This window comes from Kluyvera huaxiensis, assembly GCF_040149365.1.
Taxonomy (GTDB): Bacteria; Pseudomonadota; Gammaproteobacteria; order Enterobacterales; family Enterobacteriaceae; genus Kluyvera; species Kluyvera intermedia_A.
This window is the reverse complement of record NZ_JBEFLV010000009.1, coordinates 97,980-117,315: the sequence shown is the minus strand read 5'-3', so window position 1 is coordinate 117,315 and position 19,336 is coordinate 97,980. Positions and strand designations below refer to the sequence as shown.

The 19,336-nt window shown below is 53.5% G+C and carries 20 protein-coding genes; 11 read left to right on the top strand and 9 right to left on the bottom strand.

The features are described from left to right. Nucleotide 1: 1 nt before the first annotated feature. Nucleotides 2-1,270, bottom strand: coding sequence for an OprD family outer membrane porin (locus tag ABOC97_RS11630; protein WP_349597606.1), 1,269 nt, complete (start codon nt 1,268-1,270; stop codon nt 2-4). Nucleotides 1,271-1,658: 388 nt separating this feature from the next. Continuing rightward, complete coding sequence (gene loiP, locus ABOC97_RS11625) at nt 1,659-2,417, bottom strand: metalloprotease LoiP (RefSeq protein ID WP_349597604.1); 759 nt, start codon at nt 2,415-2,417, stop codon at nt 1,659-1,661. Between the two features lie 268 nt (nt 2,418-2,685). Between loiP and tkt the strand changes: the two genes are divergently transcribed. Next, nucleotides 2,686-4,677 (top strand): transketolase, encoded by a 1,992-nt coding sequence (gene tkt / locus ABOC97_RS11620; RefSeq protein ID WP_349597602.1) that lies wholly within the window; start codon nt 2,686-2,688, stop codon nt 4,675-4,677. A 61-nt stretch (nt 4,678-4,738) separates the two neighbouring features. Here the strand turns inward: tkt and ABOC97_RS11615 are convergent, their stop codons facing one another. The 5 genes from ABOC97_RS11615 to ABOC97_RS11595 are packed head-to-tail and all read right to left on the bottom strand — an operon-like array spanning nt 4,739 to nt 7,785. Continuing rightward, on the bottom strand, nt 4,739-5,398 hold the full coding sequence (locus ABOC97_RS11615) for an ABC transporter ATP-binding protein (RefSeq protein ID WP_349597601.1): 660 nt from the start codon (nt 5,396-5,398) through the stop codon (nt 4,739-4,741). Beyond that, the gene (locus tag ABOC97_RS11610; protein WP_349597599.1) at nt 5,392-6,069 is read right to left on the bottom strand and encodes an ABC transporter ATP-binding protein; all 678 of its coding nucleotides are present in this window, start codon (nt 6,067-6,069) and stop codon (nt 5,392-5,394) included. The genes ABOC97_RS11615 and ABOC97_RS11610 overlap by 7 nt, the downstream gene beginning before the upstream one ends. Beyond that, nucleotides 6,057-6,764 carry an energy-coupling factor transporter transmembrane component T gene (locus ABOC97_RS11605; protein WP_349597597.1) on the bottom strand — a complete coding sequence of 236 codons (708 nt, stop codon included), beginning with the start codon at nt 6,762-6,764 and terminating at the stop codon, nt 6,057-6,059. The genes ABOC97_RS11610 and ABOC97_RS11605 overlap by 13 nt, the downstream gene beginning before the upstream one ends. Further along, the gene (locus ABOC97_RS11600; RefSeq protein ID WP_349597595.1) at nt 6,765-7,343 is read right to left on the bottom strand and encodes an ECF transporter S component; all 579 of its coding nucleotides are present in this window, start codon (nt 7,341-7,343) and stop codon (nt 6,765-6,767) included. Nucleotides 7,344-7,365: 22 nt separating this feature from the next. Beyond that, entirely contained in the window at nt 7,366-7,785 is a 420-nt protein-coding gene (locus ABOC97_RS11595; protein ID WP_234506652.1) for a PPC domain-containing DNA-binding protein, read from the bottom strand. 373 nt (nt 7,786-8,158) lie between these two features. Here ABOC97_RS11595 and epd point away from each other — a divergent pair, with 373 nt between their 5' ends. The 7 genes from epd to ABOC97_RS11560 all read left to right on the top strand — a co-directional run bounded on the left by epd (nt 8,159) and on the right by ABOC97_RS11560 (nt 15,043). Next, the gene (epd, locus tag ABOC97_RS11590; RefSeq protein WP_234506653.1) at nt 8,159-9,187 is read left to right on the top strand and encodes an erythrose-4-phosphate dehydrogenase; all 1,029 of its coding nucleotides are present in this window, start codon (nt 8,159-8,161) and stop codon (nt 9,185-9,187) included. Nucleotides 9,188-9,226: 39 nt separating this feature from the next. Next, nucleotides 9,227-10,390, top strand: a complete 1,164-nt coding sequence (gene pgk / locus ABOC97_RS11585; RefSeq protein WP_349597593.1) for a phosphoglycerate kinase — start codon at nt 9,227-9,229, stop codon at nt 10,388-10,390. An 87-nt stretch (nt 10,391-10,477) separates the two neighbouring features. Further along, entirely contained in the window at nt 10,478-11,557 is a 1,080-nt protein-coding gene (gene fbaA, locus ABOC97_RS11580) for a class II fructose-bisphosphate aldolase (protein WP_349597592.1), read from the top strand. Nucleotides 11,558-11,734: 177 nt separating this feature from the next. After that, complete coding sequence (mscS, locus tag ABOC97_RS11575) at nt 11,735-12,598, top strand: small-conductance mechanosensitive channel MscS (protein WP_234506659.1); 864 nt, start codon at nt 11,735-11,737, stop codon at nt 12,596-12,598. A 318-nt stretch (nt 12,599-12,916) separates the two neighbouring features. Beyond that, nucleotides 12,917-13,252, top strand: coding sequence for a hypothetical protein (locus ABOC97_RS11570; RefSeq protein WP_349597590.1), 336 nt, complete (start codon nt 12,917-12,919; stop codon nt 13,250-13,252). A gap of 317 nt (nt 13,253-13,569) precedes the next feature. After that, the gene (gene argO, locus ABOC97_RS11565) at nt 13,570-14,205 is read left to right on the top strand and encodes an arginine exporter ArgO (RefSeq protein ID WP_349597587.1); all 636 of its coding nucleotides are present in this window, start codon (nt 13,570-13,572) and stop codon (nt 14,203-14,205) included. An 85-nt stretch (nt 14,206-14,290) separates the two neighbouring features. Then, entirely contained in the window at nt 14,291-15,043 is a 753-nt protein-coding gene (locus tag ABOC97_RS11560; protein ID WP_349597585.1) for an oxidative stress defense protein, read from the top strand. A gap of 49 nt (nt 15,044-15,092) precedes the next feature. Here ABOC97_RS11560 and argP read toward each other — a convergent pair whose 3' ends face one another. Then, nucleotides 15,093-15,986 (bottom strand): DNA-binding transcriptional regulator ArgP, encoded by an 894-nt coding sequence (gene argP, locus ABOC97_RS11555; RefSeq protein ID WP_052281981.1) that lies wholly within the window; start codon nt 15,984-15,986, stop codon nt 15,093-15,095. Between the two features lie 213 nt (nt 15,987-16,199). Between argP and rpiA the strand changes: the two genes are divergently transcribed. The 3 genes from rpiA (at nt 16,200) to ABOC97_RS24045 (ending at nt 18,646) form a co-directional block, all read left to right on the top strand. Then, on the top strand, nt 16,200-16,859 hold the full coding sequence (rpiA, locus tag ABOC97_RS11550; protein WP_234506671.1) for a ribose-5-phosphate isomerase RpiA: 660 nt from the start codon (nt 16,200-16,202) through the stop codon (nt 16,857-16,859). 265 nt (nt 16,860-17,124) lie between these two features. Continuing rightward, nucleotides 17,125-18,357 (top strand): phosphoglycerate dehydrogenase, encoded by a 1,233-nt coding sequence (gene serA, locus ABOC97_RS11545; RefSeq protein WP_234506673.1) that lies wholly within the window; start codon nt 17,125-17,127, stop codon nt 18,355-18,357. A gap of 229 nt (nt 18,358-18,586) precedes the next feature. Then, nucleotides 18,587-18,646 carry a type I toxin-antitoxin system Ibs family toxin gene (locus tag ABOC97_RS24045; RefSeq protein ID WP_156315568.1) on the top strand — a complete coding sequence of 20 codons (60 nt, stop codon included), beginning with the start codon at nt 18,587-18,589 and terminating at the stop codon, nt 18,644-18,646. Nucleotides 18,647-18,737: 91 nt separating this feature from the next. Here ABOC97_RS24045 and ABOC97_RS11540 read toward each other — a convergent pair whose 3' ends face one another. Beyond that, nucleotides 18,738-19,334: a 5-formyltetrahydrofolate cyclo-ligase gene (locus tag ABOC97_RS11540; RefSeq protein ID WP_349597582.1), complete on the bottom strand. Its 597-nt coding sequence runs from the start codon at nt 19,332-19,334 to the stop codon at nt 18,738-18,740. Nucleotides 19,335-19,336: the final 2 nt, after the last annotated feature.

Below are 19,336 nucleotides of genomic sequence, written 5' to 3'. Positions count from 1 at the left end.
CTTAAAACGCGTTGAACGGATATTCGACGTATACGCGAACTTCGTTGCCGCTGACGTTATAGTCGCTGGCGTTGCTGGATACGCGCAGCACCGAGTAGCGAACTTTGAATTTCAGATCTTTCGCCGGGCCGTCCTGGACCTGGTATTGCACCTGGTTAAACCACTCGTGCTCTTTGCCGTTGTTGGTCTCTGCGGTTTTGATGTTGTCACCGCGAACGTAGGCGGTAGTCCAGCTCAGACCCGGTAAGCCCAGACCGCCGAAGTCCAGCGCATAGGACGCCTGCCATGAACGTTCATCTTCACCGTTAAAATCAGACCAGTAGGAGTTTGCCAGCCAGATGGTATTGCCGCCGTCACCGACGCCGCCCTGGTTCTGGTAGCCGCCGTAGTTATAGCCGGTGCTGCCGCTACTTTGCTGGTAGGCGATTTTGAAGGTGTGAATATCCCAAATGTAGCTGGTGGCCAGGCTCCAGATGGAGTTGCTGCGACCGGTATCCAGCGAATCGGCGTACTCCTGCTCAAGGCGAGAGTTATAGCCGTTGAAATCAAAGACCAGCTTCTGCGAGTCGGCCAGCGGCTGCGCGTAGTTCAGACCGAGGTACTGCTTGTTGAGGACATCTTCCACGTGGGAGGCATAAAGAGCGCCGCTCAACTGGTCGTTGAACTGATAGCTGGCGCCGCCGAAGGTAATGCTTTTCAGGCCGCTGTTGTGGCTGTCATCGCTTTTACGCTGCTCGTCGGTCAGGTAACCGGCGTTAACTTCCAGACCGGCGATCTCTTGCGAGGTCAGCATGGTCCCGGTGTAGCTTTCGTACAGCAGACGCGACTCATCGGCGGTGATAATTGGCAGCGCCGGACGCTGGCTACCGTAGCTTAATACGGTGTTGGAGAAACGCATTTTGGCGGTGGCGCCAAACTTAGCCAGGTCGGATTTCGCCCGCCCGTCGTTGTCCTGGGCAAAGAAGTCGATGCCGCCCGCGCCGCTGTTACCGCGGCCACCATCAAGGCGTACGGCGTACTGCGCGATACCGTCTATGCCAAAGCCGATAGGGCCCTGAGTAAAGCCGGATTCGAAGGTGGTAATAATCCCCTGGCCCCATTCGCTTTTATCATGCAGGCCATCGCGATAGTCGCGTTTGATATAGGCGTTGCGTAAAAACAGATCTAAATGACTGTCGTCAACGAATCCCTGACTTGCAGATTGTTGGCTGGCGAAAGCCGGCGCAGAGGCAATAATACTTAATGTTATTAACGCTAATTTATTTTTCACGGCGGGAACTTCTCTATTTATATCACTGTCGAATTGTGTTGTTACAATTTCGATAGTCGCCTGAATACGTGTCAAAAGCAATGGTCGCATCAACGATTGCTTCATCAGTCTGTACGCACAGGGCAGGCTGTGGCTGGCTTGGCTTCGAAGGTATGGACTATTTGAATATGTGGCTAAAAGCCTTTCATGGAGAGGAATAATATACTTATATATTCATTTATAGGATGAGTGAAGGTGCTGTACGGTTATTGCTAATATATTCTTCGTGGTTGAAGTTTGCATATATTTAACGGTTTGTGCGCTTAAGTTATCAATTAATGCCGTTTAGCTATTTTTAATATTTTTTGCTTATTATAGCAAGGGGGCAATATTGCCCCCCGTAAAATGATTATTTAATGCCGTCGGCATTCAGGCGATCGCGGATGTGCTGCGCACGTTCCTGCGAGCCAGGGTGATCGTCAAACATCGAGCTTTGGCGGCCATCTTCCAGTTTCGCCAGCTTCTCAAAGCTGGTGGCAAGTCCGGTTGGGTTAATGCCGCGTTTGCGCAGCAGGTCGTAGGAATAGTCGTCCGCTTCTGACTCCTGGCGCTGGGAGAACTGTGAATTAACCAGCTTCTCACCCAGATCGCCCAACTGCGACTGTGACAAGCTACCGACGATGCCGCCCGCCGAGGCTGCCGCCGCGCGGAGCGCGTTGGTACCGATGGCCACCTGCATGCCTTTCTTCACGTGGCCTAACGCGACGTGGCCCATTTCGTGGCCGACAACCGCTTCGACTTCATTATCGTTCATCAGATCCATCAGGCCGCTGTACACGCGGATGCAGCCGTTGGCCATAGCGAAGGCGTTAACATCTTTCGCCACATAGACTTTGTAGTTCACCGGCTGGCCGTTGATGTTGTCGCCAAGGGCTGCGGCAATCTTATTCAATCGTTTAACGTAGTCGCTGCCGGCCGGAGCGATGGTAGCTTTGCTGTCCATATCCTTGCAGGCCTGATCGCTCAGAGCTTGTACCTGCTGATCGCTCAAGGAGAACGCCTGCAGTGCGCCTGTGCTTGAGTTTAATAAGCCATTTGAATCCATATTCTGGCAGCCGCTAAGCAGTAAAGTCGCGCCGAAAGCCAGAACAATCGCCCGTTTTTTCATGAGAGTGCTTCCAAAGTCGTTTATCTGATAGTGCCCTGGAATCGTATCGCCAGAGTGACGTTAAGTATAAAGAATATCGTAAGTTGCGGGCGAGCAGATTACATCTTGTTAACCTCTGTTCCAGAGATTTCTGAATTCGCAAAAGGATGCTCCATGTACATGCTTTGTCGCATAGGTTACATTGTTGGCACTTTTTTCTGGCACAGCCCGTAACGTGCGCGCCTCGTGGCGTTAGGGTTAGCCTTCAACAGTCCGAACTGGAGTCAAAATGTCCTCACGTAAAGAGCTTGCTAATGCTATTCGTGCGCTGAGCATGGACGCAGTACAGAAAGCCAAATCCGGTCACCCGGGTGCCCCTATGGGTATGGCTGACATTGCCGAAGTCCTGTGGCGTGATTTTATGAACCATAACCCGCAAAATCCGTCCTGGGCTGACCGTGACCGCTTTGTGCTGTCTAACGGCCACGGCTCCATGCTGATCTATAGCCTGCTGCACCTCACCGGCTACGATCTGCCGATGTCCGAGCTGAAAAACTTCCGTCAGCTGCACTCCCAGACTCCGGGCCACCCGGAAGTCGGCTACACCGCAGGTGTTGAAACCACCACTGGCCCACTGGGTCAGGGCATTGCTAACGCCGTGGGCATGGCGATTGCAGAAAAAACGCTGGCGGCACAGTTCAACCGTCCTGGCCACGACATCGTTGACCACTTCACCTATGCATTCATGGGCGACGGCTGCATGATGGAAGGCATTTCTCACGAAGTGTGCTCCCTGGCCGGTACCCTGAAACTGGGCAAACTGGTTGCGTTCTACGATGACAACGGCATCTCCATCGACGGCCACGTTGAAGGCTGGTTCACCGATGACACCGCGAAACGTTTTGAAGCCTACAACTGGCATGTTATTCGTGGTATCGACGGTCACGATGCTGAAGCGATTAAACGCGCAGTAGAAGAAGCCCGTGCTGTTACCGACAAACCGTCCCTGCTGATGTGCAAAACCATCATCGGTTTCGGTTCTCCGAACAAGCAAGGTACTCACGATTCCCACGGTGCGCCGCTGGGTGACGCTGAGATCGCACTGACCCGCGAACAGCTGGGCTGGAAATATGCACCGTTTGAAATCCCAGCTGACATCTATGCGCAGTGGGATGCAAAAGCGGCAGGCCAGGCAAAAGAAGCTAGCTGGAACGAGAAATTTGCTGCTTACGCGAAAGCCTTCCCTCAGGAAGCGGCTGAATTCACCCGTCGTATGAAAGGTGATATGCCAGCAGACTTCGACGCGAAAGCGAATGAGTTCATCGCTAAACTGCAGGCGAATCCATCCAAAATCGCGAGCCGTAAAGCTTCTCAGAACGCGATTGAAGCCTTTGGTCCATTGCTGCCAGAATTCCTCGGCGGTTCTGCTGACCTGGCGCCGTCTAACCTGACTATCTGGTCCGGTTCTAAAGCAATCAACGAAGACATCGCGGGTAACTATATCCATTACGGCGTGCGTGAATTCGGTATGACCGCTATTGCCAACGGTATCTCCCTGCACGGCGGCTTCCTGCCATACACCTCTACCTTCCTGATGTTCGTTGAATACGCACGTAATGCCGTACGTATGGCTGCGCTGATGAAAAAACGTCAGGTCATGGTATATACCCACGACTCCATCGGTCTGGGCGAAGATGGCCCAACTCACCAGCCGGTAGAGCAGGTTGCTTCTCTGCGTGTGACCCCGAACATGTCCACATGGCGTCCATGTGACCAGGTTGAATCTGCGGTAGCGTGGAAATACGGCGTAGAGCGTCAGGACGGCCCAACCGCGCTGATCCTCTCCCGTCAGAACCTGGCACAGCAGGAACGTACCGAAGAGCAGCTGGCGAACATCGCTCGCGGTGGCTACGTGCTGAAAGACTGCGCGGGTCAGCCTGAGCTTATCTTCATCGCGACCGGTTCTGAAGTTGAGCTGGCGGTTGCCGCTTACGAAAAACTGACCGCCGAAGGCGTGAAGGCGCGCGTGGTTTCCATGCCGTCAACCGACGCATTCGACAAGCAGGACGCGGCTTACCGTGAATCCGTACTGCCGAAAGCGGTTTCCGCTCGCGTGGCAGTGGAAGCGGGTATCGCTGACTACTGGTTCAAATACGTGGGTCTGAACGGCGCTATCGTCGGTATGACCACCTTCGGCGAGTCTGCTCCGGCAGAGCTTCTGTTCGAAGAGTTCGGCTTCACCGTCGACAATGTTGTCGCGAAAGCGAAAGCGCTGCTGTAGTTTTAAGGCAGTGGAAAACGGGTCGCTCAGGCGGCCCGTTTTTTTTTGTCCAGGCGAAAGGTCAGGCGTTGGCTGCGCGTAGTTGGCCGTTTTCAAGGCGAACCACGCGAGGAAAGTGGCGCTGGGTAAAGCGGCTGTCGTGGCTGATGGCGACGACGCTGGTACCTCTCTGACGGCAAACCGCCAGCCAGTTTTCGAATACGGCCAGCCAATGGGCATCAAAATCGCGGCTCGGTTCGTCGAGCATCAGAATCGCTGGCGCCATCGCTTCAAGACTGGCGACGGCGACCATCCGTCGCTGGGCGGTGTGTAAATCCAATGGGTGCGCTTCGGCAACGTCAGTTAATTGACACAATTGCAGGGCATCTGCGGTACGTTGCGCAACTTCAACTTCAGGCATTTTTTGCAGCCGCAGGCCAAAGGCCACTTCTTCTGCCACATTGCTGTGAAATATTTGATTTTCTGCTTCCTGAAACAGCACGCCAATCAGCGTTGCGCGCTCACGGTTTTTCAGTTGCGCAATCGGGCTGTCGTGTAGTGTTATCGTGCCGGACTCCGGTGACAATAAGCCCGCCATCACCCGCAGTAGCGTGGATTTCCCCGCGCCATTGTCACCGGTTAACGCCAGCCATTCCCCAGCGCTAAGCTGCAGCGAGATATCGTTCAGACAAGATGTTGGTGCACCCGGCCAGCGAAAACCCACCTGATTTAAGATCAACATAGCGGCATCAACGCTCCGTTTTGCAACTGCCAGGCTTGCTGGCTGTAGGTGAGAAAGGGGGGAGTGTGGCGTTCGAACAGGATAACCAGCGAGCCCGGCGCCTGTGCCCAGCTCTGCAGGCGCGCCAGGAGCCGGTCGGTTATCTCGGCTGTCAGACGACTGAATGCTTCGTCGAGGATTAAAATTTTCGGCTGCATCGCCAGCGCGCAGGCTATCACCACCCGCTGGGTTTCACCGCCGGAGAGGGTTCCCGGATGACGCTGACGCAGCGGCTGGCATTCCGTCAGGGTCAGCGCGTTATCTATCCGGCGCAGAATTTCATCTTCTGGCAGACAAAGGTTCTCCGGGCCAAAAGCCACCTCTTCCTCCACGCTGAAGGTACAGCCCGATAGTTGCAGGTAGGGCGATTGTTGGACCAGTTGAATGGTTTGCGACTGTTCGACCAGAGAGAGCTGGCCGATGGGCGATCCCAGCAGCTTTCCAATACCCTCAATGCTGCCGGGCAGAAAATCCGGATACCAGCCGGCCATCAGCTGTGCCAGCGTACTTTTACCACTGCCGTTATCGCCAAAAATAGCGACCATGCCGGGGGCATCGTAGTGAAAGTTGATACTGGCCGATGGACGCGCTGCGTGGGTTGGCAGATAGCGAAACTGTTCTAACGTAACCATAGCCATACCCCTGTTTCGATTAGCATCGCTAGCACCATGGTGTATCGGGCCGCACGTTGCAAAGCGCTGTCCTCGGGAGCCCATAGGGTCGTGCGCCGAGGATGCAGACGAAAAGCTCGCATATCGAGTGCGGCACCGCGAACCACCAAATCGTTGAGCGCATTGTGCGTCAGTGGGACTATCAGCGCGGGCATCGCACGCAGGCGCTGATACCAGCGTTCATCAAGCGGTACACCGCGTGCTCGCTGGGCCTCGTGAATAATAGTCAGCTGTCGTTTGAGCTGCTCAACGACCAGCAGCGGGCCGGCAAACAGATAGGCCACGCCGGGCGGTAGGCGAGAGGCAAACAGGGCGCGGATAAACCGCGATATCGGGACGTAGTGCATCCAAAGCTGCGACGTCGAGACAATCGCCAGGATCCGCAGCCACAGCGTGGTGGCATCGGCCCAGCGTTCCGGCGTGCGCGGTTGCCCGCTAATCCACTGCGTTAGCCAACCGCCGTGGACCAGCCACAGGCCAATGCCCAATGGAATCATCAACCAGACCACATACTTTGCCCGGGGGCGCGTGGCCTTCATGCACAGCAACAGCAGGAATACCGTCGCGCTGTAAACGTTAAGCGCGATGCCGGCTGGCAGCAGTAGCGTGGAGCACGCGGCGAGCGCCCACAGGGTCAGTGAGGTAAACGGATGCATTTAGCGTACGGCGGCCATCGTCGGGAAGTGACGCGTGGTGCGCAACGGGAGTTGACGCAGCAGCACCCAGACAATCACCGCCGTCAGAATTTTATCCACCAGATTGGCGCCCACTACCGTGACGGCAACGGACTCCATCAGATCCTGACCAGCCGAGTGCATCCAGGCGACAAATAAATCGGCGCCGCTGCCGGTGACGCCGCCAAACAGCGTGGTGCGGATAGGCACGGCAACGATGGTCACGGCAAGGGTAATGACTACGCCGCTAGCCACCACTTTGGGTAAGGTGCGAAACCAGCCTGCACGCGCCAGCCATCCGGCGACGAGACCGATAACCATCGCTACCGGCGCGAAGGCGGCGGCGATAGGATCGGTCAGGATCCCCCACAGCAGGTTGGTGAGCAATCCGGTTAACATTCCCACCACCGGGCCCAGCAGCACCGCGCTGATTAAGGTGCCAATGGAGTCGAGAAAAATCGGCAGTTTCAACATGCTGATGAGCTGGCCACCGACCATATTGATAGCGATAGCAATGACAATCAGCGCCAGGGACTGGCTGGAAAATTGGCGACGCGCCATAAAAACCTCTTATCAGTGAATTTTATCGGGAAGTAATAACCAGTTCGTCGTAGCCAGAAACGGCACACGGCTGGCGGCTAAATGCCAGTGCGTTGAGCTCGCCAATGACCAGTTCAAGCGTGGTTCGCACGGTGCAGCCCGGCATCATGTGGCCACCCAGCATCGCCCCCTGCGGGTCAGAGACCGCCAGGTGGAGATGTTCGCCGGTGAGTTCCAGTGTGCCGTTAAGGGAAATGACTTCAAACGTGCCGTTCAACAGGGTGGTTTCGTCCTGACCGGCATAACGTAAGGCAACGTCCGTCAGGCTTCCGGTACAACCGGCAATCCACGCGGCCTGTAGCGAGTTCTGTTGGATAAATTCGTGAAGCTGAGCGAAGACTTCCTGACCCGGAAGTAAGCGAAGCGCATAAAAGCGAGCGGTTGAAGAGTGGGGCGCAATCATGTTTGGGGGACTCCGAGACTCGGACGTGGCGGTGATAATATCGACACTGGATAATTTGCTTTCTGATATAAATCAGGATTTACGCCGCAGCAACGAAATTATCTTGCTACGCTTATGCACAATTCTGGGATGTGGAATAAATTGGCCTTCTCATTGCGCAAAAATGTGACGTAAGTCAGATAACCGCTTTCTGTAACTGGACAATCATTCCTTTTATTCCGTGTTTCGCTTATTCTAGCTGAAGCGTTTCAGTTGGCAGTTTGTTCGACATTTAACCAATCAGTCACTGTTTGTGGCGGGTAAGGTTTCCCAGAACTCGTGGCTGCATTACTCTGTGAGCCACTTTGCTTCGGGATAACCTTGCAGGAGACCTATGACCGTACGCGTAGCGATTAATGGCTTCGGTCGCATTGGACGTAACGTGGTTCGTGCTTTGTATGAATCCGGACGCCGTGCGGAAATTACCGTAGTGGCTATCAACGAACTGGCCGATGCTGCCGGCATCGCGCATTTGTTGAAGTATGACACCAGTCATGGGCGCTTTGCCTGGGATGTCCGCCAGGAGCGAGAGCAGCTCTACGTCGGCGACGATTCCATCCGTCTCCTGCACGAGCGCTCAATAGACGCGCTTCCCTGGCGTGAACTGTCGGTGGATGTGGTGTTGGACTGTACCGGCGTATACGGTACGCGCGAAGACGGCGAAGCCCATATTGCCGCCGGCGCGAAGAAGGTGCTCTTTTCACATCCTGGCAGCAACGATCTTGACGCCACTGTCGTATTCGGCGTTAACCAACATGAACTGCGCGCGGAACACCGTATTGTTTCCAATGCCTCCTGTACCACGAATTGCATCATTCCCGTCATCAAATTGTTAGATGATGCTTACGGCATTGAATCAGGTACGGTCACGACTATTCACTCCGCGATGCATGACCAACAGGTGATTGACGCTTATCACCCAGATTTACGCCGCACGCGCGCGGCAAGCCAATCGATCATTCCGGTAGATACTAAACTTGCGGCGGGTATTGCCCGTATTTTCCCTAAGTTTAGTGACCATTTCGAGGCGATTGCGGTGCGCGTACCGACCATCAACGTGACGGCTATTGACCTGAGCGTAACGGTGAAGAAGCCGGTAAAAGCCCATGAAGTCAACCAGTTGCTGCAAAAAGCAGCACAGGGTACATTTCATGGTATAGTTGACTATACGGAATTACCGTTGGTCTCGACTGATTTTAATCACGACCCGCACAGTGCCATTGTTGATGGCACGCAGACGCGGGTGAGTGGAGCACATCTGATCAAAACGCTGGTCTGGTGTGATAACGAATGGGGCTTTGCTAACCGAATGCTCGACACGACGTTAGCAATGGCAGCTATTGGTTTCAGGCTCGACGCTTGAGCGTCGACAAAACTTTAAGTATCAACGAGAGGATTCACCATGTCTGTAATTAAGATGACCGATCTGGATCTGGCTGGTAAACGCGTTTTCATCCGTGCGGACCTGAACGTACCAGTTAAAGAAGGGAAAGTAACCAGCGACGCGCGTATCCGTGCATCTCTGCCGACCATTGAGCTGGCTCTGAAGCAGGGCGCAAAAGTGATGGTCACTTCTCACCTGGGTCGTCCGACCGAAGGCGAGTACAACGAAGAATTCTCTCTGCTGCCGGTTGTTAATTATCTGAAAGACAAACTGTCTGCTCCAGTACGTCTGGTTAAAGATTACCTGGACGGCGTTGAAGTTGCGGCCGGTGAGCTGGTTGTTCTGGAAAACGTTCGCTTTAACAAAGGCGAGAAAAAAGACGACGAAGCGCTGTCTAAGAAATATGCCGCACTGTGCGACGTATTCGTGATGGACGCATTCGGTACTGCACACCGTGCACAGGCTTCTACTCACGGTATCGGCAAATTTGCTGACGTCGCTTGCGCAGGTCCACTGCTGGCCGCTGAGCTGGACGCACTGGGTAAAGCTCTGAAAGAACCAGCACGCCCAATGGTTGCTATCGTTGGCGGTTCTAAAGTTTCTACCAAACTGACCGTTCTGGATTCCCTGTCTAAAATCGCTGACCAGCTGATCGTTGGTGGTGGTATCGCTAACACCTTCGTTGCTGCTCAAGGCCACAACGTCGGTAAATCCCTGTACGAAGCGGATCTGGTTGACGAAGCAAAACGTCTGCTGACCACCTGCGATATCCCAGTCCCAACTGACGTTCGCGTAGCGACCGAGTTCTCTGAAACTGCGGCAGCTACCCTGAAGTCTGTTAACGACATCAAAGATGACGAGCAGATTCTGGATCTGGGCGACGCTTCTGCACAGCAGCTGGCTGACATCCTGAAAAACGCCAAAACCATTCTGTGGAACGGTCCGGTTGGCGTGTTTGAATTCCCGAACTTCCGTAAAGGGACTGAAATCGTGGCTAACGCTATCGCAGACAGCGAAGCGTTCTCCATCGCAGGCGGCGGCGATACTCTGGCTGCTATCGACCTGTTCGGTATTTCCGACAAAATTTCCTACATCTCTACTGGCGGCGGCGCATTCCTCGAATTCGTGGAAGGCAAAGTACTGCCAGCAGTAGCAATGCTCGAAGAGCGCGCTAAGAAGTAAGCCATTTAAGGGCAGGGAAACCTGCCCCATTATTAACGCGCTTTAGGGCGCGCCCCTTTCCAAGGCCGAAGATACAGGACTCGTAACATGTCTAAAATTTTTGATTTCGTAAAACCAGGCGTAATCACTGGTGATGACGTACAGAAAGTTTTCCAGGTAGCAAAAGAAAACAATTTTGCTCTGCCAGCCGTTAACTGCGTCGGTACTGATTCCATCAACGCCGTACTGGAAACCGCAGCAAAAGTTAAAGCACCGGTTATCGTACAGTTCTCCAACGGCGGCGCTGCGTTCATCGCAGGCAAAGGCGTGAAAACCGACGTTCCTCAGGGTGCTGCAATCCTGGGCGCTATCTCTGGTGCACATCACGTTCACCAGATGGCTGAGCACTACGGTGTTCCAGTTATCCTGCATACTGACCACTGCGCGAAGAAACTGCTGCCGTGGATCGACGGTCTGCTGGACGCAGGTGAAAAACACTTTGCCGCTACCGGTAAACCACTGTTCTCTTCTCACATGATCGACCTGTCTGAAGAATCCCTGCACGAAAACATCGAAATCTGCTCCAAATACCTGGCGCGCATGTCCAAAATGGATATGACCCTGGAAATCGAACTGGGTTGCACCGGCGGTGAAGAAGACGGCGTGGACAACAGCCACATGGACGCTTCTGCACTGTACACTCAGCCAGAAGACGTTGATTACGCTTACACCGAGCTGAGCAAAATCAGCCCGCGTTTCACCATCGCGGCTTCCTTCGGTAACGTACACGGCGTGTACAAACCAGGTAACGTGGTTCTGACCCCAACTATCCTGCGTGATTCTCAGGACTATGTTGCTAAGAAACACAACCTGCCGCACAACAGCCTGAACTTCGTCTTCCACGGCGGTTCCGGTTCTTCTGCTCAGGAAATCAAAGATTCCGTAAGCTACGGCGTAGTGAAAATGAACATCGATACCGACACCCAGTGGGCAACTTGGGAAGGTATCCTGAACTACTACAAAGAAAACGAAGCTTACCTGCAGGGTCAGCTGGGCAACCCGAAAGGCGAAGACCAGCCGAACAAGAAATACTACGATCCACGCGTATGGCTGCGTGCCGCTCAGACTTCTATGATCGCCCGTCTGGAACAGGCTTTCACTGAACTGAACGCGAAAGACGTTCTGTAAGAAAAGACCGACTTTTCTGCAAAAGCCCGCCTTATGGCGGGCTTTTTTATTGTCTTTTCAATGTTATGGTCAGGCGTAGAAATGTGATCAATTTGGCAAAATGCTAATTTTTTGTTTACTCTTTATACCTGCCTGTACTTTTTCAGGCCGCTTTTTGTTTCCCATAAGGAATATTGAATGGAAGATTTAAACGTTGTCGATAGCATAAATGGCGCAGGTACGTGGCTGGTGCGCAATCAGGAATTACTGCTGAGTTATGCCGTCAATATCGTTGCGGCAATTGCCATTGTCATCGTTGGGATGATTGTGGCGCGTATTGTATCGAATACCGTCAACCGCCTGATGCTGGCGCGTAAAATTGACGCCACCGTGGCTGATTTCCTCTCCGCGATGCTGCGTTACGCCATCATCGCCTTCACGCTGATCGCCGCGCTTGGCCGTATTGGCGTGCAGACTGCATCGGTTATCGCGGTACTGGGTGCCGCTGGTTTAGCCGTCGGCCTGGCGCTGCAGGGCTCGCTCTCCAACCTTGCCGCAGGCGTGCTGCTGGTGATGTTCCGTCCGTTCCGTGCGGGGGAATATGTTGACCTGGGCGGCGTGGCTGGGACCGTGTTGAGCGTGCAGATTTTCTCCACCACCATGCGTACCGTGGATGGCAAGATTGTCGTTATTCCAAACGGTAAAATTATCGCCGGTAACATTATCAACTTCTCCCGCGAACCGGCTCGTCGCAATGAGTTTATTATTGGCGTCTCTTACGATGCGGATATTGATAAGGTTAAGCAGATCCTGACGCGTATTCTGGAATCTGATAATCGCATCCTGAAAGATCGCGACATTACCGTGCGTTTAAATGAACTGGCGCCGTCGTCGGTGAATTTTGTGGTGCGCGCCTGGAGCCTGAGCGGTGACCTGCAAAACGTCTATTGGGATGTGCTGGAGCAGATTAAGCGCGAGTTTGATGCTAATGGGATTAGTTTTCCTTACCCGCAGCTCGATGTGAATATGAAGCCGGTAAACACGCAGAATGAATCGGCATAATTCAGCGGCTCGGGCGCCTGGTCAGTAAGCGGCAAACGACGAAAAATGGCTTCCTTCGGGAAGCCATTTTTTTAGGTAATATTCACGGTGGCGATAAATTTTATTGGATAAATATTCGAGAATGATATTGCCAGCAGAAAGTTTATTTCAGTATTGATAATGCGTGCTGCTGCAATAGTCGTCAGGTTTTAAAGTCAGTACACTCACGCGGAAGATGCACAACATTGCCGCGAATTAATCAGCGCTTACCGTTTGAGCCTGCTTTGAGACCCAAGGCCAGGCTGCACGCGCTGAATTCGTGAAAACATAAAATAATGAATGACAGTCACTGAAATGTTTATTCCTAAAGCTTACTTACTTAACCAGACTTACAAAAAGCATCGATCTGATTTGACTCAGCGTATTGCTAACGAAAAAGCGCTGATCTCTGGAGATCTGGTGCGTTTATTAAGGGATCCGAAAAAGCATAAGAGAGGGGTAGTCTCCGCTTTTTTCAGCCGGGAGAAGTTCCCGATTTTAGGTAACGCAGGCGCAGAAGAGGAGCTGGAGAAAATCATGAAACTGTTTCGTGACTCCGGTTATCAAGTCTCTCTGGAAAAGTCGGATAATGGGTTCTCGCTTGACCTCGACTGGACGGAGGCGAGCCTACCCTGAATGTTCACCGTTCTGACCTCTGAGAATGACGCTGAGAGTCTCTCTGAGGTGGTTCTCTGTGGTTGCTCTGCGATCTTTTGCTGAGTTTCATCGCGTTGTGAATATCCTCGAGCTATCCGTCCTTGTACACGGCAAGGACGGATTCAGTTTGTGCCAATGAAATGCGCTAACACGCATAGCCACTGAATGAATATGCAGACTGTGCTCGGTGGCGTGTTATTAGTTTAGCTAATAACCTATTAATACAATCCATTTCATCTAATGATTATCCCGCGCTATAGTCTCGCTACATACTAACATTAAGCGAAAAATACACCGTGTTATCTTACTATTTTCAAGGTCTTATGCTTGGCGCTGCCATGATTCTGCCACTTGGGCCGCAAAATGCTTTTGTCATGAACCAGGGCATTCGTCGCCAATATCACCTGATGATTGCGCTGCTCTGCGCGGTTAGCGACTTATTGCTTATCTGCGCCGGCATTTTTGGTGGCAGCGCACTGCTGATGTCATCGCCGTGGCTGCTGGCGCTGGTGACATGGGGTGGCGTCGCCTTCCTGCTGTGGTACGGTTTCGGCGCGCTGAAAACGGCCACGGGCAGTAACATTGAACTGGCCAACGCGGAAGTGATGAAGCAGGGGCGCTGGAAGATTATCGCCACCATGCTGGCGGTGACCTGGCTTAATCCGCATGTGTACATTGATACCTTTGTCGTACTGGGCAGTTTGGGCGGGCAGCTGGATGTGCTACCTAAACGCTGGTTTGCACTTGGTACAATTAGCGCATCATTCTTATGGTTCTTCGCGCTTGCGCTACTGGCAGCCTGGCTGGCACCGCGTCTGCGTACGGCGAAAGCTCAACGAATTATCAACGTAGTGGTCGGTCTCGTGATGTGGATTATTGCTTTTCAGCTGGCAAAAGAGGGTGTTGGACACCTGCAGGCGCTCCTTAACTAAGCGTCATCTGATGGACTTTCATCTGGCAACGGCTAAGCTTGCAGGCAAGACCCCGTTGTCGGGTGATAACCATGGAGATACAACAGTGAAGTTTAAAGTGATGGCTCTGGCTGCAGTAATCGGGTTTAGCGCAATGTCAGTGCAGGCAAATGAATTGCCGGATGGTCCACATATTGTCACGTCAGGGACCGCGAGCGTGGATGCGGTGCCTGATATCGCGACGCTTTCTATCGAAGTGAATATTGCTGCTAAGGACGCCGCGAGCGCCAAGAAACAGGCTGACCAGCGTGTTGCGCAATACCTCTCTTTCCTTGAGCAAAACGGCGTAAACAAAAAAGACATCAGCTCCGCCAATCTGCGTACCCAGCCGGATTACGACTACCAGAATGGTAAAAGCGTACTGAAAGGGTATCGGGCGGTACGTACCGTGGAAGTGACCTTGCGCCAGCTGGATAAGCTCAACTCTCTGCTCGACGGCGCCTTAAAGGCCGGGTTGAATGAGATCCGCTCGGTATCGCTGGGCGTTGCGCAGCCGGATGCATACAAAGATAAAGCGCGGAAAGCGGCAATTGAAGATGCTATTCATCAGGCGCAGTCGCTGGCGTCTGGGTTCCACAGCAAGCTGGGGCCGGTATACAGCGTGCGTTATCACGTTTCTAACTACCAGCCTAGCCCGATGGTACGCATGATGAAAGCCGATGCAGCACCGGTTTCTGCACAGGAAAGCTACGAGCAGGAAGCGATCCAGTTTGCCGATCAGGTCGATGTGGTGTTCCAGCTTCAGCCTGAACAGGCCGCAGCGCCAGCAGCCGCTCCGGCTCCTGCCGCAGCGAAGTAAGCAACGTCATTTCTAAAAAAAACCTCGCATCGCGAGGTTTTTCTTTGTACTAATCCTGACGAAGAACCTTGTGCCCGTAAGCGAGCAGGGCGTCGGTCACCTTGCGCATCATGCGGCTTTCTGGTGCGAAACGGTGCCAGTACAGCATACGGCGCTGGAATAACCCCGGTGTCAGATCGATAAGCTCGCCGCTGGCCAGCTCTTTCTCAATTTGCAGATGGGGGATCATACAGCAGGTTGTGCCCTGACGCGCCAGCTGAACGAATGCTTCTGAAGAGTTGACGATATGGCACGGTACGCTGCCCGGCGGCAGGTCGAAGTTCTGCTGTAAGAATGCCTGATGCATATCATCGAGATGATCGAAGGCAACGGCAGGGGCTTTCAGTAGCGCAGAGCGCGTCACGCCATTCGGGAAATAACGTTCGGCGAAGGCCTTAGAACCAACAAACAGATAATCGAGTGCACCGAGCTGATCGACCAGACAACTTGGCAGCGCCTGTGGCTGAATACTCACCGCGCCGACCACTTCACCGCGACGCAGGCGTTCCTGGGTGCGCGTTTCATCTTCCACCTGAAGATTTAGTCGAATAGGCGAGTTGTTGAGGACTTCCGACAATGCGGGCAGCAGCCAGGTCGCCAGACTGTCGGCGTTGACCGCCAGCGACAGCAACAGAGGCGTTGAGCCGGTTTGTTCGTCGCCCAGCCACTCTTCTTCCAGCAGCTCGACCTGACGCAGCAGCGCCAACAGCTTTTGCCCTTGTTCGGTTGGGCGCGGCGGGACAGTACGCACCAGCAGCGGCTGGCCGAACATGTTCTCCAGCTGTTTAATACGCTGAGAAACGGCGGACTGAGTAATGCACAGTTTCTGCGCGGCGCGTTCAAACCCACGTTCCCTGATAACGGCATCCAGCGCCTGTAGTGTTCTGTAGTCCGGACGTTTCATTGCTCTGAGGTGCTCCCGTATAGGTGTTATCTGCACTATGACATAAATTGACCGCAGATACAGACGAAAATAGTTTGCACATTACTGTGATGTTGCTCACGTGTTGGGCCTCCCGTCCACAATGCCCAGCTAGAGCCCGGCGGGTGACTCGAATTGTGGCAGAGTTCTGTTCTATAATGCGCGGCAGATGATGACACCACAGGCGAAACGATCATGACGCAGGATGAACTGAAAAAAGCAGTAGGCTGGGCGGCACTTCAATACGTACAGCCAGGTACGATTGTCGGTGTAGGCACGGGATCTACCGCGGCACACTTTATTGACGCGCTGGGTACCATGAAAGGACAAATTGAAGGCGCGGTCTCTAGCTCTGATGCCTCTACTGAGAAGCTGAAAAGCCTCGGTATCACCGTTTTCGATCTGAATGAAGTCGACCGTTTGGGCATCTATGTCGATGGTGCGGATGAGATCAACGGCCATATGCAGATGATCAAAGGCGGTGGCGCGGCGCTGACGCGTGAAAAAATCATTGCTTCGGTGGCGGATAAATTTATCTGCATCGCCGACGCTTCTAAGCAGGTTGATATCCTGGGCAACTTCCCGCTACCGGTTGAAGTTATTCCAATGGCGCGCAGCGCCGTAGCGCGTGAACTGGTTAAGCTGGGCGGTCGTCCGGAATATCGCCAGGGCGTAGTGACCGACAACGGCAACGTGATCCTCGATGTGCACGGCCTTGAAATCCTTGACGCAATTGCTCTGGAAAATGCTATCAATGGTCTTCCTGGCGTCGTTACGGTCGGCCTGTTCGCGAACCGTGGTGCTGATGTAGCGTTGATCGGTACCGCCGATGGCGTGAAAACTATTGTGAAATGATCTGACCCGGGGGGAATGACTATTTCCCCCATTTTTTTTATTCAGGCCAAATTTGGTGACTTGTGTCACATTTACAACCCCATTCTTATTAACATCCCACGTTTAGTTTCCCGCTTAGCATTTTATGCTGGCATTTTGCCCTGCGTGACCGTTCTTCATGACCCCGACGCAAACGTTCATATTGCCGCAATATTTATTTTTGATATGTTGCTTAGATGAACTTTCGTTCAGCACAACATCAGTAAAACAAAGACAGGACGGGGAAATGGCTAAGGTATCACTGGAAAAAGACAAAATTAAGTTTCTGCTGGTTGAAGGCGTGCACCAGAAGGCGCTGGATAGCCTTCGCGCAGCAGGTTACACCAATATCGAATTTCACAAGGGTGCGCTGGATAGCGAACAGCTGAAGGAGTCGATCCGTGATGCTCATTTCATCGGCCTGCGATCCCGCACGCACTTGACGGAAGAGATCTTAGCGGCCGCTGAAAAACTGGTGGCGGTAGGTTGTTTCTGTATCGGTACCAACCAGGTTGACCTGAAAGCGGCGGCAAAACGCGGCGTTCCCGTGTTTAACGCCCCATTCTCTAACACACGTTCCGTGGCGGAGCTGGTGATTGGCGAACTGCTGTTACTGCTACGTGGTATTCCTGAAGCTAACGCCAAGGCGCACCGCGGCGTGTGGAATAAACTGGCTGCGGGCTCCTATGAAGCGCGCGGTAAAAAACTGGGCATCATCGGCTACGGTCACATCGGTACTCAGCTCGGTATTCTGGCTGAATCGCTGGGGATGCACGTCTTCTTCTACGATATTGAAAGCAAACTGCCGCTGGGCAATGCGACTCAGGTGCAGCATCTCTCTGACCTGCTAAACATGAGCGATGTGGTTAGCCTGCACGTGCCGGAAAACGCCTCCACCAAAAATATGATGGGCGCGGAAGAGCTGGCGCTGATGAAGCCTGGTGCGCTGCTGATTAACGCCTCACGTGGTACGGTCGTTGATATCCCAGCGCTGTGCGCCGTGCTGGCGAGCAAACACCTGGCCGGTGCTGCCGTTGACGTATTCCCAACGGAACCGGCGACCAACAGCGAACCGTTCACCTCACCGCTGTGTGAGTTCGACAACGTTATCCTGACGCCGCACATCGGTGGTTCTACTCAGGAAGCGCAGGAAAATATCGGTCTGGAAGTGGCGGGTAAACTGGCGAAGTACTCCGACAATGGTTCTACGCTGTCGGCGGTGAACTTCCCGGAAGTTTCGCTACCGCTGCACGGTGGGCGTCGTCTGCTGCACATCCATGAAAACCGCCCAGGAGTACTGACGGCGTTGAACCAGATCTTCGCCGATCAGGGCGTCAACATTGCCGCACAGTATCTGCAAACTAACTCCGATATGGGTTATGTGGTTATCGATATTGAAGCGGAAGAAGATGTTGCCGAGAAAGCGCTGCTGAGCATGAAGGCAATTCCGGGCACTCTGCGCGCACGTCTGCTTTACTAATCACTCCTTCACGGGCAGGCCAATGGTCTGCCCTTATTCCGTCAGCCCTTCCTGCCTCATCTTCCTTTCTGCAACCGATACATCTCATTTACGAGCCTCGCCGCAAACGGTGATTAAAGGCTTCGCTGTGCCTTGTTCGCGTAAAAAAGCCACTTACGATAGAGGCTCAGCATGGGGCTGAAACGGAAAAGCCCCTACCGAAGCAGGGGCTCTTAAAAGGAAAGGGACAATGATGAGACTCGTCATCATACTGCTGATTCTGTTAATCATCGCCTACCCAGCATATTAACAGTCTTTATGCAGGAGGGAGGTTCGCCTCCCTCACCCTTTACCGAGGAATTTAGGTCAAAAATGCAGCGTTGTCAATCGACGAAAAATGGCTACCATTGCCACACTTTGGCGGGAGTGACCACGGCGGGGAGGGGGATATCCCACTCTTCTACCGGTAGTGCGGCAACTTGCTGGCAGTCATGGGCGTAGCCAACGGGCTGGATGCCGTGCGCCTGCCAGTTTTGTAAGGTGCGATCGTAAAAACCACCGCCCATACCCAAACGCTGCCCGTGTTCATCAAAGGCAACCAGCGGCGTAATGAGAACATCCAGCTGATTGAGCGGCAGCACGTCGCGCACGTCGAGTTTTGGCTCGCTGATTTTCAGGCGGTTTATCACCAGATTGCTTTGCGGATGGTAGTGCAGAAACAGCAGGTTGCCCTGGCTAAACGGATGCAACACCGGTAGATAAACGCGCTTGCCCGCCTGCCAGAGTTGTTCAATCAGCGGTTGGGTATCGAGTTCACCGTCAAAGGATAAAAACACGGCGACGGTTTGTGCCATCACGACCGGAGGCCAGGAAATCATACGGGTGGCAGCTTCATGACCGAACTGAGTTTGCTGCTCTGGCGTGAGCGCGCGACGACGCTGCCGGATTAGCTGGCGAATTTCTTGTCGGGAGAGAATGTGCTCTGGAAGCTGTGTCATAA

What these genes read in the sequence shown, in the direction of transcription:
- serA (WP_234506673.1), top strand. Translation starts at nt 17,125, where the DNA reads ATGGCTAAGGTATCACTGGAAAAAGACAAAATTAAGTTTCTGCTGGTT.
- ABOC97_RS11540 (WP_349597582.1), bottom strand. Translation starts at nt 19,334, where the DNA reads ATGACACAGCTTCCAGAGCACATTCTCTCCCGACAAGAAATTCGCCAG.
- pgk (WP_349597593.1), top strand. Translation starts at nt 9,227, where the DNA reads ATGTCTGTAATTAAGATGACCGATCTGGATCTGGCTGGTAAACGCGTT.
- fbaA (WP_349597592.1), top strand. Translation starts at nt 10,478, where the DNA reads ATGTCTAAAATTTTTGATTTCGTAAAACCAGGCGTAATCACTGGTGAT.
- ABOC97_RS11600 (WP_349597595.1), bottom strand. Translation starts at nt 7,343, where the DNA reads ATGGCGCGTCGCCAATTTTCCAGCCAGTCCCTGGCGCTGATTGTCATT.
- ABOC97_RS11610 (WP_349597599.1), bottom strand. Translation starts at nt 6,069, where the DNA reads ATGGTTACGTTAGAACAGTTTCGCTATCTGCCAACCCACGCAGCGCGT.
- loiP (WP_349597604.1), bottom strand. Translation starts at nt 2,417, where the DNA reads ATGAAAAAACGGGCGATTGTTCTGGCTTTCGGCGCGACTTTACTGCTT.
- ABOC97_RS11595 (WP_234506652.1), bottom strand. Translation starts at nt 7,785, where the DNA reads ATGATTGCGCCCCACTCTTCAACCGCTCGCTTTTATGCGCTTCGCTTA.
- ABOC97_RS11570 (WP_349597590.1), top strand. Translation starts at nt 12,917, where the DNA reads ATGACAGTCACTGAAATGTTTATTCCTAAAGCTTACTTACTTAACCAG.
- ABOC97_RS11615 (WP_349597601.1), bottom strand. Translation starts at nt 5,398, where the DNA reads ATGTTGATCTTAAATCAGGTGGGTTTTCGCTGGCCGGGTGCACCAACA.
- epd (WP_234506653.1), top strand. Translation starts at nt 8,159, where the DNA reads ATGACCGTACGCGTAGCGATTAATGGCTTCGGTCGCATTGGACGTAAC.
- argP (WP_052281981.1), bottom strand. Translation starts at nt 15,986, where the DNA reads ATGAAACGTCCGGACTACAGAACACTACAGGCGCTGGATGCCGTTATC.
- ABOC97_RS11605 (WP_349597597.1), bottom strand. Translation starts at nt 6,764, where the DNA reads ATGCATCCGTTTACCTCACTGACCCTGTGGGCGCTCGCCGCGTGCTCC.
- rpiA (WP_234506671.1), top strand. Translation starts at nt 16,200, where the DNA reads ATGACGCAGGATGAACTGAAAAAAGCAGTAGGCTGGGCGGCACTTCAA.
- tkt (WP_349597602.1), top strand. Translation starts at nt 2,686, where the DNA reads ATGTCCTCACGTAAAGAGCTTGCTAATGCTATTCGTGCGCTGAGCATG.
- mscS (WP_234506659.1), top strand. Translation starts at nt 11,735, where the DNA reads ATGGAAGATTTAAACGTTGTCGATAGCATAAATGGCGCAGGTACGTGG.